Here is a 14,901-nt window from a genome sequence, read left to right as displayed (position 1 = left end):
AAGCCGATGCTTGCTTAGGTTAGATACTGACAATAAATTTATCTAAGCCTTTCTCGTTTAACCAATTAAGAAATGCTTCATGCTTCTTTTCATTCTCATGGTTAAGCCCAGACTTATAATGAGGGTGGAATACCCCTTTGCGCTTCTGCCATATAAGCTTACTGGTGAGGTCTGATTCGGCAAGCTGCAATTGAACATCACTTTTATCTTCTACATGAATGGCTATGTCTACACAGCAACCTGAACTGGAAAAGTTAAGGAGTTTTCCTGTATAGGTTTCTCCCCCTACTGTGACCGATACATCAAGTGGATGTCCGAATAAAGACAGTCGCTCATCGGCACGTTGGATCTGATTTTTATAACGAATAGCCGCTCGGTAACCTCGATAGAAAAAGACGAGATTAGTGAGTATTAGCGTAATCGCAAAATAAATAGACAGAGACTGTTGGTAATACAGTGGCTCATGCTTTGACGATAACGAGGTCATGAACAAAACAAACAGCGCGCAAGCGATACTAATTAGTGTCATGAGCAACCAATTTATGCTGCGCCGACTCACTATCCAAGCCAGTTTATCGTGGCTATGAAAATGACTCGCGCCATAACTTAAAGACACTACCGTAGTCACGAAGTACAGTAGGGGCACGGTGACATGAAATGCATTTATGTGGTTCGGAAATACTAAATAACTCGCTTGATGACCAATAAGCTGAGTGACGGCAAAAAACAAGATGGCAATGACTGCGGCACCAGCAATGAGTAACATTGGTAATGTGTCTACGGTTCTGTGAATTTTAAAATAAATTTTTGCCGTGAGAAAACCGACTGTCATGCCAATAGCAATGTTAATAGACCAGAACGTCACCCAAGCCTCATAGAGGCGCGTTGGATTAACCGCTATTTGGCCCGCCGTGAGCGGCAGTTGAGCAACATGAATGGCGAAAATCGCACTGGTAGTCACTAACGTAATACAGACCCACACAATAGCTTGGAAACTAAAGCTGATACTCAAACCATACTTTTTAGGAATTTTTACCCCAATGCGCTTCAGATGTGTAAATAACGTTCTTTTATCTGGTGAGATCTTAGTGAGTTTTGCCAGAACCGCTTTTAGCAGATTACCTATCACCAGATAGGTTTCTCGTTCTCGTACCATAACGTCTTGTTGAGTCGTATTGATTAGCTCCATCGTATATTGTTCAGCGGTATGTAGCTCGGGCAAATGGCTAAGTGGCCCGTATTGCTTACACGTTATAATTTGCGCCATGAGTTGTTTGATATGTGCGTGTGATGGTGGAATATTGTATCCATCAAGCTCCGCTGTCTGGGTTGTACTTAAGTGCTTGAGGGTGAGTGCCGAGGCAAAGTTAGTAGAGATACTGTGTTCTAGTTCGTAGTATTCTTCTTTTCCACCAAACATGTTGGTTAACAGCTCTAAAAATTGCCCTTCATTGTGTTGCCAGCGTTTACTGTCTTTGATGACATAGAGCATTAGCGTAATGATAATCGATCGTTCTATAGCGGAACTATTTTCAGACAGTGCGCTCAACGCAGCGTCGTTTGCGCCAACGTTGAGTTGTGCGCTTGTCGCGAGGTTAAATAGGTTCAGCACTATGTCACTGTAATACCCAGCTAACAATACCAAAGGGGCAAATAAACTGAAGTACAATATTGAGCAACGAGATTTGTGAATGATTAATCTCTCTTTCGGATCATAAAGCCTTTCGCAGTAGGCCGTGACTTGACCTCTGCAAAAGGCATATAAAACCAAAAGACAAAATATTAAATAAATAAAAATCGCCATATTAAATCACCTGCAGAGTAATCTATTACTTAGGTGATGTTAAATGGATAAAACTCTCACCTAATGGTTAGTGGCCAAAGTAAACCGCAATGTCTACCGCGATCAAGATAATAATTATCCACTCCAAAAAAGCAGAATGTTTATGATTTTGCTCCGCTGCTAGCATTTCTAATAGAGAGTGAATGGTGTCTAATTTTAAATTCAAAAGCTCTATTCTTGGCTTTAAATCTAAATATTTGGCAACTGCCAAATAGTGAGCTTCTTGATCTGGGTATTCCCAAAAAAACTCAGGTGTATCTAAAAGATTAAAGTGCAGAACAATATCGTTTGTGGTTTGGAATAACATGCCTCTGAGTTTCGCAAGCTTTTTACGATTCAGTGGAATATTTCCCGTTTTCGCTAGGGTATCTGATAAATACGCATTATCTAAAATGACTTTCTCCGCCACACTTTCAAATTGCTCAAGCTTACATGACTGAGCGATAGCATGACTTACGGCCAACAATGTTAGCGTTTTTCGATTAGGCAAAGAGACCTCGTCACCACTAATAGATACCGGCTTGTCTTCATGGACGTCAAATGCGAGTTTTTCCCAACGTAGAGATTCCTCAGGAATAAGCGTTGCAGGCAAAATTTCTTCGAGTATCTGATCGCGTTTTTGATCACTTAATCCCCAGCAAACAAAAACGCCGTAATCGAAAACAAAGCAATCACCGTTAGGTACGCTGATATAGAGCGCATCTCGATAGCGTTTTTCGAAAAATTGGTTGCCTAATTGCTTACTGACTTTTTCCAACGAAATGTTGCGCCCGATTAGGACAAATTCAACATCATGCGCTTTTGCGTTAGCCATATTTATTTTCTCATTGTAAAGACAACAACACCGCTGTACGAAGTTTGGTTTTGCCATAGCTCGACAGCTTATAAAAATCATCCAGTGCGATAGGAATATGTTGGCAATCCAGCGGAGCGGAATGCAAATCGTCCACGCAAGGGTCGTGAATATACAAACAGGTATCATCTATAGCGGTGACAGCTATCCAGTGGGGCACTTTGTGTCCGTCTAGTTGGTAGGTGCTGATCATCGTGAGTACCGCTTTGCCAGAGGATAGCGCTGCTTTTAAATGTTCGAGCGTGAATTCTTCATTTTTTATCGTTATGCCCTCGGCGGTTGCTTGTTCTTCAAAATGAAGTTCAACATGCTCAATGATTTCTTTCTTATGTGTGCTGCGTACGCCGCCAGTAAACAAAGGTAAAGCCTGATTAATAAACACTTCACTTTTATAACCGCGTTTATGCGCAGCCAAAGCGAGCCCAATAGGGTGACAACCACCGTGTCCTGCCATCATGAAAATGGTGGTTGCTTCTCGCCACAAATCTAATTCCAAGCGCTGCGACAACACAAATTGTTTGTCTAATTTACCCAACGCCATCATTAATGAAGAAGGGCCGCAGGTAAATTCTGTGGTTTGTTGATACCACGGATAGGGGGATAATTTGCGCGCAACAAATTGTTGTCGAATGTCTTTTTGCATTCGCAGAGCGTTGCTATTGTCTTCATAATAATGGGTGTAAGTGCCAAATACTTTATACCCCATTGATTTATACAAAGAGATTGCGGCTTCGTTATTTTCAGCCACTTCTAAGCGCATAAATAATTTGTCAAAAGATAATGTGGTTTGTTCTAACGCCTCGATAAGCTGTTTGCCCAATCCTAAACCGCGTGCATCAGGGCTTACGGCGATAGAGTAAAGGCGCGCTAAACGCGTGCCTTTACGCATGATCACCAACCCATAACCCAGCAATGAACCGTTAGATTCAGCCACTAAAAAGACCCTATGCTGCGCTTTTAGCCAGTATGAGAACTGACGCTTACTCAGACGATCAGTGGCAAAACAGGTTTGCTCAAGTTGAGTGAGTGCATTGATATCGGACTTTTGCACATCACGAATATCAACCTTCGTATTTGCTACCGCTGGCAACGCCATTAACGTCCCCTCGCTTCGAGTCGATTAGCAAATTCCTGCATGATTTGCATATAAAGCTCTTTACCTAAATATTGATCCTCTACGCCTTGCTCAATGCTTGGGTTGTCGTTGACTTCAATTACGTACACCTGATCTTGCAATTGCTTTAGATCGACCCCGTACAATCCTTTTCCAATAAATTTGGCGGCTTTTAATGCGGCTTCTAATACTTTTGACGGTACTTCAAACGTAGGTAACGTTTCGAAATCACCCGAAGTATCTTTCGTCTTGGCACCATGATTGTAAATCTGCCAATGCCCTCTCGCCATATGGTAACGGCAAGCATAAAGGGCGCGTCCGTTTAATACGCCAATTCGCCAATCGTAATCGGTATACAAGTATTCCTGAACCAACACGAGTGCAGATTCAGCTAACAGAATAGCCAATTTGTCTGTCAGTTCTTGTTCCGTTTTCACTTTAAATACACCAAGTGAAAATGCGCTTTCTGGTAGCTTCAATACCATAGGAAAGCCAAAATCAGCCACCAAACTTGCTAGTGTCTCAGGCGTTGAATCCGAGACAAAGTGTGTGCGTGGCGCAGGGATACCGTTATACGTAAACGCGTCATGTAAAAATACTTTGTTGCAACAGCGCAAAATCGAGGCTGCATCATCGATGACCACTAAGCCTTCCTGCTCTGCCTTTCTGGCCAGATTGTAGGTGTGATGCTTAATCGAGGTTGTTTCGCGAATGAACAGAGCATCATACCGACTTAACATGCCAATCTCTGCTGCGGTCACCAGCTCCGCATGAATACCGTTAGTGGCAGCGGCAGAAACAAAACGTTGTAACGCTTTTTTATCACTTGGAGGCGTTGGTTCATCTGGGTTTACTAAAATCGCCATTTCCCAGCGCTGTGTTTTTTTGCGGCTATGGCTTCGCCACACCTGTTGAGTAAAGTGTTGTAACTGCTCAAAAAAGGCGTGTTGCTGCGCGTCATCCAGCTGGTGCATACTCAATGTATCGATGGTGGCAACGGCTCTGCTATTGTCTACTTCGACACTGATCGCCAAAAGTGGCGCGGCAAACCGTTCAAATACATAGCGAGCAACCTTTGCCATAGGCGATTGATAAACGTGTCCAAAAAACACTAAACACTGATGTTTGCCTTCAGCCAATGACTTCGACACAGTCTCTGGTAATGGGATCTGAATGCCCAAAGACTGTTGATTGTCATCGTATACCCCTAAGTCGTTGATGGTGCTGACGCTCGGCAATACACGATGCTGACGTGCTTCCGCCAACAACGAGCAATAGTATCCCTGACTCAAATATTTATCTGTGTCGCATAGGTTAATCACTCGCGTTTTAGGCTCAGACAGTTTCGGATACTCAGACAAATACTGTTGAAAACTGATCACCTTAGCATTGAGTGTTGGAAGCTGTTGAGCGTTGTCGGTTACCACAAGCGTCTTGGGCACGATGATTCCTTAATATTTTGGATAACTTATTAAAAAATATAGGCGCTTTTCGCCTAATGTGTACCTTCAGAATGAATTTGACACGGGTTTTTATACAATCTGAAGAGCGTTAAAATTCACGCGCTTTGTACCATGAATAAATGTGTATTGATGTATTTTTGACCATGATATTTTTTCATCGTGATCAGAAAAACTTTACGTCGATAAGTGTTGGGTAGTCTTAGCGTATATGTAGGGGTTATCAATTTAGAATGAAGGGGCGATAGCGCCTCTGTTTGGGCGCAATTTTCGCACTCGATATCATGGCCTTGAGTGGGGGATTGAAGCGATCTTTAGAAAAATGGTGGTTAAGGTGTTTCCGATGTGAGCGACGGGTAAGCAAGATAAACATGCAGGCGCTTTTGTTCATTAAGCGTAAAATGATTGTCGAGATAAATTTGTTTTTCAGAATCAGAAGCCTCGCTTAATTCCGCAGCGAACAATCGCTTCACCTCTTCTACACGGGCAAGCCAATTTTCCTTACGTTGCCTTGAGGCTTGGAGTCGTGTTGCCACTTCATCGCCGAATTCCGCTGCCAGCGCATTATAATTATTGGGTTGCTGGGTTAGCGTAATGGCTTTTTGTAACTCAAAACTGGGGGTAAAATGCCGCTTGTGTTCTTCTGGCATCGTTTCAAAATGCGCCTCAAGAAGGGTTTGTCTGGCGGCTTCGCTTAACGTCTTATCCTGCATCAGTTGCATACGTTGAAGTGCAAGTGAGTCTCGGGTATGTTCTTCTGTAAACAGCGCATGGCGCTCAATTTCTGAAAAGTATTCGTCTTGTAATCGACTGACATCTATCAGGCGTTGCTGGGCTTCAATAGCGGTATGTACCATGCCAGAATCTATTGCTGCGAGAGCCAGTTTGTAGTCGAGGTAGCGAATGAGTATTTCTGTTAGCTCTGGACAATGGGGAAGGGGAGAACAGTAGGTGTCAAATTTTGACCACATTATATCTTCACCTTGCTCGTAAAAACTGTGATAGTAATCCAGTAGGTGTCGAGTTTGATGGTTTAGCCAGTTTCCGTCAGCAACATGTTGTTCGCCATCAACCGAGACGTGAAGTGGGCGAACAGCTTGAGCAGGTATTGCCAGCGAAGTGGTATCTGTGTCAGTCATGCTGGATACGCTTCTCTGACTTTTTGGGCCGTCTGCTGCGCGGCTATTGCGTAAGTTATCATTAAAATAAAATGAGGCTGAAATGGCCGCAAGGGCGGCCACCAGGCAAATAGCAAATGCCTTCATTGGATTATAAACCTAGGTTTTTAAGGCGATTAGCTTGTTGTCTGAACACGGTAAGCGGATCCGTCTCAAATAAGTGATGAATACCAAAGGTGTGGTTTACCTCATCAATGTGGTTCATTTTGTAATTGTCTTTAATCACGTAACCTAGACGGCTTGAACAGCTGGACACTAACCCGTCGTTGGTCTCACCAATCACGAGACTGGTAGCCGTAAGCGCTGCGTCGGTAGGATCAAACATGTTGGTAAACGCTTTACCGCCACTCCAAGAAAAGTAATAAACACCATTGTCTGCAATCATGTTGGCGTTGCCGCAATATTGTGAAGGCACGCCTTCTGGATATTTAGCGTTGAATGCTAACGTGCCTTCGGTGGTCAACGTTTCAAGGCTTTCAAGCGAATTCTGAGGGTTACCTGCGTTACCTGAAACAAAGTCTATTATTGTCGCAAGGGCGTTGAATACACCTTCAGCAATCGCCTCGCTGAAAGAACCATCGGGTACTTTATTTCGAACCAGATCCGCGACAGGGCTTCCCCAGTTAACACCACCAATGCTCGTCACTGATGCCACCAAATCTGGACGTACTGAAGCAACATAGCGCGCAGTTTGTGCGCCTTGGCTGTGGCCAAATAAATGCACTTTTTCAGCACCAGTCAGATCAATTATATGCTCAACTTGAAGCAATAATTGTTCGCCTCTGAACTCAGAACTGTTCGCTGCCGAAACTTGTGTTGTGTATACCTTTGCTCCGTCTTTTCCTAACGCATGGGGTACGCCAAAAAAGTAATCTACGCCTAATGCAGAGTCAAAACCAAACAGGCCATGTACCAAGACGATGGGGTATTTCGTTTTCGTATAATCTGAGGCTTGGGATTGGAGTGAAAATAGCGACAGGGAGAACAAAAGCGGGAACAACAACAGCGTTTTAGTCAGTTTCATAAGTGTGTCCTTGTTTACGTTGTATTAACAAATTCGAAACAAATGGTATTCGTGAGGTCTAACCAGGTAAAATATTTGCCGTTTATGCTGAGTATTGATGATATGTATGTTTTTTTGATTAAGTCACATATATAAATCAAACTAATGGTTTGTTGATGGGGCGTTTTCTCTAGGTTTTATCGGATGAGCGGCGAAAAATGGGATAAACGTGCGAAAGGCGGTGGATTAAGCAATAGAAGATATCTATAGTTGGTAAAGCCGCCGATGGCGTTAACGCCTTCAGCGGCAAGAAGATTAGCTGAGCAAAATGTTAAACATATGTTGTTATTTGTTTAACCCAATCAGTTCAATTTCTCCTATTTGCACTAAATCTGCATTGGTTTTGCTAATTGATACGCGATAACTGGTGTATGCGAAGCCATTGGTAAAGCTGAAGACTCTGCGTTCAAAACGGTCATTCCAACTTTCTCCAACCCAATTGGCGATGGGTTCCCAAGTTTGCCCGCCGTCATTTGAGCCGAGTAGACTAAAATCTTCGGGATCGCGCTCGGGTGCATCGTTTGCGCTGGTGATAGCAAGCGTATCAATCACGGTTGGTTCAGCTAAATCAACCTGAATCCAGCTCGGGTCTGCTTCACTGGGTGCGCCTTGCCAATCGTTATGATCAAGCCATTTTGTTTCTGGGTTGTTATCAAATGCTTGTGCGGCGCTTTCATTATCACTGATGCTAAAGCGCGCTGTATAGCTACTGCCAGTTTTGTCTGAATGATCAATACTTTCATATTGTGGGCCTATTAATCCCACCTCTGCAATTTGCATCAGTCCATCATTGCCTGCATTTTTACTGACAGCTAAGCGATATGTGGCATAAGCGAGTGTATTGTTAATTGCCCAACTTTGCTGTTCAAAGCGCTCATTGAAGCTTTCACCGGTCCAACTGGCCAGCGTTGTCCAAGAGGTTCCGCCGTCGTTACTGCCCAGCAAGCTGAAGTTTTCAGGGTCCCTTGCGGGTGCATCATTGGCAGAGGTGATGGTCAGTGTATTGACGGTTTTTGCTTCTGGTAAATCAACCTGAATCCACGCAGGATCTGAATCAGAGGGCGCACCTTGCCAGTCGTTATGATCCAGCCATTTGGTATCTGAATTACTATCAAATGCTTGTGCGGCGCTTTCTGAATCACTAATACTGAAACGCGCAGTGTAGCTTGCCCCACTGGAAAGAGCGTGATTTTCCCCAGCCACTTCAGGGCCGATAAGTTCAATCTCACCGATTTGCATGAGGTCTGCATTCCCTTGGTTTTTAGACACTTCTAGGCGGTAAGAGGTGTAAGCCAATTGATTACTGACAGGCCAGCTTTTGCGTGAAAGTCTATCGTCAAACGATTCTCCCACCCAGTCTCCGATGGAGGTCCATGTGGTGCCATTGTCGTTAGATGCCAACAAGCTGAAGTTTTCTGGATCCCGCTCAGGCGCGTCATTTGCGCTCGTGATTGCCAGTGTATCTACTGCCACAGGTTGAGCAAAGTCGACTTGTAGCCACGCAGGGTTTGCGTCGCTGGGCGCGCCTTGCCAGTCGTTATGATCTAACCATTTCGTGTCTGGATTACCGTCAAAGACTTTGTCTTGATTTTCTGCATCACTAATACTGTACCGTGCAGTGGATGTATAAGACGTGGTGTCGGTGTGCCTTTTCCCAACAAATACAGGGCCTAATAGCTGAATGTCTGCAATTTGCATTAGGTCGGTGTTGCCTTGGTTTTTCGTAATATTTATACGGTAGGTTTGGTATGCAAGCTGATTGGCAAAGGTAAAAGCTTGGCGCTCAAATCGTTCATTAAATGCAATGCCTGTAATTTTAGCGAGTTCTACCCAACTTTCTCCATTATTACTCGCCTGCACGGTCACATTCTCTGGATCACGCTCAGGCGAGTCGTTGGCGCTGGTGATAAGCAGTGTGTTTGCGGCCTGGGGTTCATTGAAGGTAATTTGCACCCAAGACGGATCAGCTTCTGACGGTGCGCCTTTGTAGTCATTATGATCTAACCACTTGGTGTTAACGTCTCCATCAAATACTTTTGAGGCATTTTCAGCGTCGCTGATGCTGTTTCTAGCTTCAACTGTTGCAGTGGCTACATTCTCTTGAGAAGTGACTTCTGTGAGCGGCCCACTTGTTCCCGTACTCTCTTCCAATGAAAGTGAGAGGTCGATGATGTCTGCTGCCGTCATCCCAAGTTGAGACAAAGCAGGATGATTCTCAATGGCCGCCAGTGTGCCTTCACGCAGCGTTTTTAGTGCATCTTTGTCATCGTTGAGGGCATTGAGTATGTGTTGTTGCGTATCTTGAATATGCTCAGACAGGGTTTTCCCCTCTGGAAACGCGGCGAGGCTGGCGTTAATGAGCGATAATTTAATGATGTTTTCGCCTAATAATACGTCATGACAGACAAGCTCAGACACAGGGTCGCCGCTTTCATCGGTGCTTTGCGTTTCGTTGCACTGCTCTGACGTAACGAACTTTTCATACGACTGCGCATCAACTACTGCTTCGTCAAAAAGGTTAACGCTGTTAGTTTGCCATCCGAATACACGGAGCAGCAGTGATGATGCATCTTGTTGTGCGATTTCCAGCAGTGCCGAAGAGCTGACATTTTGACCATTATCTATTGCGCGTTGAATGAGCGTAGTGGCAAGTGTTGTGAGCGCATTTAATTGCACGGTTGCGTTAGTGCTGCCACCAGCGCTGTTATTGTAATCAACGGCAACATGACTCAATGTGGTTAACGATAAATTACCTACTTGTGCTGCACTCAGTGATTCACCTATGGTTCTATCGCCACATTGCGCTGCATCGCAAACCACCACTGTATTGTCGTTTGCCTCAGCGGTGAGGGCTATTATCGAATTGATGCCAAATCCCGGCTCGCTTTGTAACGCTATGCTAAAGCTGCCGTCATTTAGGGTCTCTCCACCAGATGCAATCGTCAGCGTACTGTTATTGAGTGTGCTGATGTTAAGCGAAGCTGCATATACAGGCCCTTTAACAACAGAGCCCGTAATGGTGGCATGGGTTGATTCAGGCTGAAACGGTACATCGGTTGGCGTAGGATCATTTCCACCGCCGCCACAGGCAGCGAGAAAGCCAGTTAACAGCATCGCTGGTATTCTGACTAATGAAGGGTGAGTTATGGTTTGATTGTTCATTGTTTATCTCCATATAAGTCAGGTTAGAAGCGATACGTTACGCCAGCGTATATTCGGCGTCCTGTATAGTTGCTGCTGCGTAGGCGAGCATCGGTATCATCTCCATATTGCGAGAAGGACTCTTCTTTTGTGAGGTTAATAACAGAGGCACTAAAGATCAGAGACTCAGTGATGTTGTATGAGGCATTGACGTCTATCTGCTCATAAGGCAGACCGTAAACAGTTAAGCCGTCATGCAAAGATAAGCTGCGTTTGCCTCTACGGTTGTAAGAGGCGCGAACGCTGAATAAATCATTTTCATAATACGCAGACAGGTTAAATTGATTGTCTGCACTGCCAATGAGCGCCGATTCGCCTACTTTTGTTCCGTCGATACTGACATCTGCTTGATTGGTGTCGTTAATGGTATAGTTTGCGTTGAATCCATAGCCGCTCTCGAAGTTGTGTTGAACATAAAGTTCGATACCACGAGAGGTGGCGTCCGAGCCATTGGCGACAGAGTTAAACGGACTAACGGTGATATTGCCAGCAGGCACAATAGTGTCACCTGTCGATGGATTTGTGTAGCCTTCGGTAGGACGTACAGAGGTGATAATTAACGGTACGATAAAGTTATCAACTTCTTTATTAAATAACGCGATGCCCATACCGGATCCCTCACCGTAATAGTACTCAAGAGACAGGTCCGTTTGAATTGATTCATAGGGCTCCAAGGCTTTGTTGCCGCCACTGCCAGACCAGCCTACATCTACGGGATTAAAGCGAATGGTTGCACGGTCTTCTGCGTACTCTTCAGACACATAGGTTAAGCTTTCTTGCCCGCCCAAATCTCCTAGGCCGGGACGAGACATGGTTTTTGCCGCTGATGCCCGTAAAATCAGGTTGTCAGAGATGTCCCATGCAAAGTTGAAACTGGGTAGCCATTGTTTGTTTACAACGTCACGCTCTATTAGGGTTTCAAAGTCGAGAGCACGCTGATCGCCAGAGGTAGTCGATACGTTAACATCTTGCGTTTGAGCATAAACTTCATCGTCAATATCATCCAGTAATAGCACGATGCGGTCAGTTGAGGCGACGGTCGTTGTGGTCTCTACATATCGCACACCAATGTTGCCGCGCATATCACCGTATTCATAGTCAGCTTGGAGATAAGCGGCTTGGATTTCTTCACTTATATCGTAGGCCAACTCAAGCTGTCTTCTTGTGTATTCTTGATAATTGTCAGTCACAATATCGCGATATTTGTCCCAATTAATGGTGGGCATGACATTAATATTGAAGCCACCAGTGATGTTTTGCTCACCTTGGTCGTTCAATACATCAGCAAAATTTGGCATTCCGCCAATCCACTGGTACATGTAATCTTCCATTGGACCATCTTTTGGATCAAGCTGACCTGATGCGATTAATTCAACGCCTTCCGGAGTGAGAAAGAAGGTATTATTTACCTCTCTGTGTAACTCACTTTCACGGTATTTCGCGCCCACTCGAATTTGAGAAATGGGCCCCCAGTTCACACTGTAATCTACGTCAATCTGAGCGTAATCTTCTTCAATATCACTAATAGCAAAGCTAGAGTAGGTTGAGCCTGGATCGGGGTCGCCGCCAATACCTGCTTGGAGGTTTTCCAGCAAAAGTGGATCTGCGTATAACGAAACCTGATTATCAAGTCGCCAACCCGCGTAGTTAGCAGCGTTTCGCAACATGCCATTTTCACTGCGACTAGCTGGTTCTCCACTTTTATAGGCAGCATTCCAGGATTCTGACGGGCCACCCTCTGCTTTGGTATGGCCTACATTCACGCGCAAGCTGTAATCATCCGCGACATATTCCATTTCTAAATCGAAGGTATCAGAGGTGTCTTTTTCACGCACATAGCCGCCTGATATCCATGGGAATTCTAAATTTCCCTCTGTGCCACTTGCCCCTGTGGTGTAATCAATGCCAGTCACAATAGTGCCGGAGTCGTCGGTCATCACGTTGTTGACGAAGTCTGGGCTATTTTTCCATTCCGGCATGGAAAAGCGAGAGTTAGTATGATCTTGACTGAGTGAGAAATGGAAGTAGTTGAATGTAAAGGTTAAATCATCGAGCGGTGCATACTGAATTGTCGCTTGCGTTCCTTCACGAATACGTTCTTCTTTAAAGACTTGCGCACCAACCACTTGTGGAAGCCAGACTCCATCGTAAACATTGCCATTGGCATCTTTCAACGCGCCGAAGCGACGTGTGCTATCCGGAATGATATTGCCATTTACATCAAAGGCTGGGGCAACGCCTAAGTCAGGATCGCTGTCTGCGTCTGTCGCAAATCGAATCCCGCCACCATCAGCTGCATCCCCTGTTAGTGAGCGGTTTGTGCGTTCCTGTCGGGTATAGCCAACCAAAAAGCCAATGTCTTCATCATCATTTTTCCAAGAATATACGCCACTAAAACTGGGCTCATAGTCTTCGGTAACATCAGCATAGGTGTATTCAACATTTACGCTACCTGAGTTTGCGTCTAGGTTAAATGGCTTACGACTGTGCACAATAATAGAGCCGCCCACACCGCCTTCGTCTAATCGTGCTTCTGATGACTTAAAGACTTCAACCCGCTCCACCATGGTGGAGGGCAATAAAGCGAAATTAAACGAACGCGACGGGGCGCCGGGGGAGGAAGCGATGTAGTTACCATTAAGTTGAGTAAACGTAAGTCCCTCTGATAAGCCACGGATAGACACTTGGCTGCCTTCACCGCCACTTCGGGTAATGACAATGCCGGGTACTCGCTGGAGAGAATCCGCTACGTTTTTGTCGGGGAATTTGCCAATGTCTTCTGCGGTGATGGCATCAACAATCGCATTTGACATACGCTTGATGGCCAGGTTTTCAGCCATACTCGCTCGAATACCTCTAACCTCAATGGTTTCAACCAGTTCATCATCATTGGCTTGTTCAGCCTCCTGCGTATACGCAGGTAGTGTTGTTGTGCTGAGCGCGGCCAATAACGCGAGGCTAATCCGACTCCGTGCAAAGTTGAACGTGCGGCACAGGTGTTTTGATTTTATCGTAGAGCTCGCCATTCCATTCTCCCATCCTGATATCAGGGTTACTTTCTTATTTTTGTTAAGCAATCGTTTGCTGCTTAATGGTCGTCTCTGTTTCTCTCAATCAGTACTCGCATGATGAACGTGAGTGAGGGATTTCGCCGCTCTTTGCCACCAAGCGAATCAGATGCGGCGTTAACAGATTGTTAAAAATCATAAGGCTGGTTAACCTTTGAGCGATAACAGAAATTCGGTCACCTATACAACAAAATCGGCGTTGAATGAATTTTAATAGGGAGGCTTTTAAACACGCTTAACGTTGTGTAACTACACATGAAATCGTGCAAATTATTGATAATTATAGGTAATATATTCATTTATTGTTCTCCGACATACAACTGACATACTTCTGTAATGGAGTATTTCCCACAATGCTTATTATGATGCGATATGGGTAACATGCAGGGTGGATTAATTATCCACGTGTTTTCTCAGGGTTGAGGGCTTTTCACCAAAGAGCAATTGAAATTGTTTACTGAAATAACTCGGGTCAGAAAAGCCACATTGATAGGCGACTTCTCCGATGGGTAAACGGGTTTCTACCAGCAGTTTGCGGGCATTTTCTAAACGGGTTTCATTAATAAATTGATTCGGGGTTTTGGCAAGGTGTTTTTTAAAACGTCGCTCTAATGCACTAATAGATAGATGCGCCAGTTCTGCCAATTGCTCTACTGATATATTGTCGCTGAAGTGTTGGCGAATGAACTTAACTGGCGCCTCGATGGCATGCACGTGAGATAGGGCTTTCGAGGTTTTTTCCAAGTGCCGTGTAATCCCGTAGGTGCCTATTACGTCATTGTCATCGTTAGTGAGTACACGTTTAGAGGTTGAAAACCAACCCAATTCACCAGATGTTGTGTAATTCAACTCAAGTCTGTCGCTCACTTGTTGTCCATTTAAGACACGTTTATCGTCGTTAACGAACTGATGGGCAAGATGCTTGGGGGAAAAGTCATAATCGGTTTTTAATCTGACTTGATCGAGGTGCTTGAAGCCCTGATGGTGCACAAATTCCTCATTTCCGTAGATGATCCTGCTCTCCCTGTCTTTTACCCAAAATAAAATATCAGGCAAAAGGTCGAACGCCGCAATAATACGCTTTACGCCTGACTGATTTAGCATCTCATGCACGTCCATTT

Annotated in this window: 9 protein-coding genes; all 9 read right to left on the bottom strand. The window is 44.7% G+C overall.

Features of this window, described 5'->3' with window-relative positions; translation table 11 throughout:
• Positions 1–19 precede the first annotated feature (19 nt).
• Positions 20–1,612 carry a PilZ domain-containing protein gene (locus OE749_RS12540; protein WP_263712812.1) on the bottom strand — a complete coding sequence of 531 codons (1,593 nt, stop codon included), beginning with the start codon at positions 1,610–1,612 and terminating at the stop codon, positions 20–22.
• A 259-nt stretch (positions 1,613–1,871) separates the two neighbouring features.
• Positions 1,872–2,657, bottom strand: coding sequence for an RMD1 family protein (locus OE749_RS12535; RefSeq protein ID WP_263712811.1), 786 nt, complete (start codon positions 2,655–2,657; stop codon positions 1,872–1,874).
• A gap of 10 nt (positions 2,658–2,667) precedes the next feature.
• Positions 2,668–3,792 carry a GNAT family N-acetyltransferase/peptidase C39 family protein gene (locus tag OE749_RS12530; RefSeq protein ID WP_263712810.1) on the bottom strand — a complete coding sequence of 375 codons (1,125 nt, stop codon included), beginning with the start codon at positions 3,790–3,792 and terminating at the stop codon, positions 2,668–2,670.
• A complete protein-coding gene (locus OE749_RS12525) occupies positions 3,792–5,252 on the bottom strand; it encodes a RimK family protein (RefSeq protein WP_263712809.1) in 1,461 nt (486 codons plus the stop codon). Before OE749_RS12525 ends, OE749_RS12530 begins: the two co-directional genes overlap by 1 nt.
• A 347-nt stretch (positions 5,253–5,599) precedes the next feature.
• A complete protein-coding gene (locus OE749_RS12520) occupies positions 5,600–6,535 on the bottom strand; it encodes a lipase chaperone family protein (RefSeq protein ID WP_263712808.1) in 936 nt (311 codons plus the stop codon).
• A gap of 4 nt (positions 6,536–6,539) precedes the next feature.
• Positions 6,540–7,472 (bottom strand): lipase family alpha/beta hydrolase, encoded by a 933-nt coding sequence (locus tag OE749_RS12515; protein ID WP_263712807.1) that lies wholly within the window; start codon positions 7,470–7,472, stop codon positions 6,540–6,542.
• 324 nt (positions 7,473–7,796) lie between these two features.
• The gene (locus tag OE749_RS12510; protein WP_263712806.1) at positions 7,797–10,673 is read right to left on the bottom strand and encodes a discoidin domain-containing protein; all 2,877 of its coding nucleotides are present in this window, start codon (positions 10,671–10,673) and stop codon (positions 7,797–7,799) included.
• A 23-nt stretch (positions 10,674–10,696) separates the two neighbouring features.
• Positions 10,697–13,738 (bottom strand): TonB-dependent receptor, encoded by a 3,042-nt coding sequence (locus OE749_RS12505; protein WP_263712805.1) that lies wholly within the window; start codon positions 13,736–13,738, stop codon positions 10,697–10,699.
• A gap of 435 nt (positions 13,739–14,173) precedes the next feature.
• The gene (locus OE749_RS12500; protein WP_263712804.1) at positions 14,174–14,899 is read right to left on the bottom strand and encodes a helix-turn-helix transcriptional regulator; all 726 of its coding nucleotides are present in this window, start codon (positions 14,897–14,899) and stop codon (positions 14,174–14,176) included.
• Positions 14,900–14,901: the final 2 nt, after the last annotated feature.

It is taken from the genome of Fluctibacter corallii (genome assembly GCF_025751585.1).
GTDB lineage: Bacteria > Pseudomonadota > Gammaproteobacteria > Enterobacterales > Alteromonadaceae > Fluctibacter_A > Fluctibacter_A corallii.
This window is presented reverse-complemented; position numbering and strand designations above follow the sequence as displayed.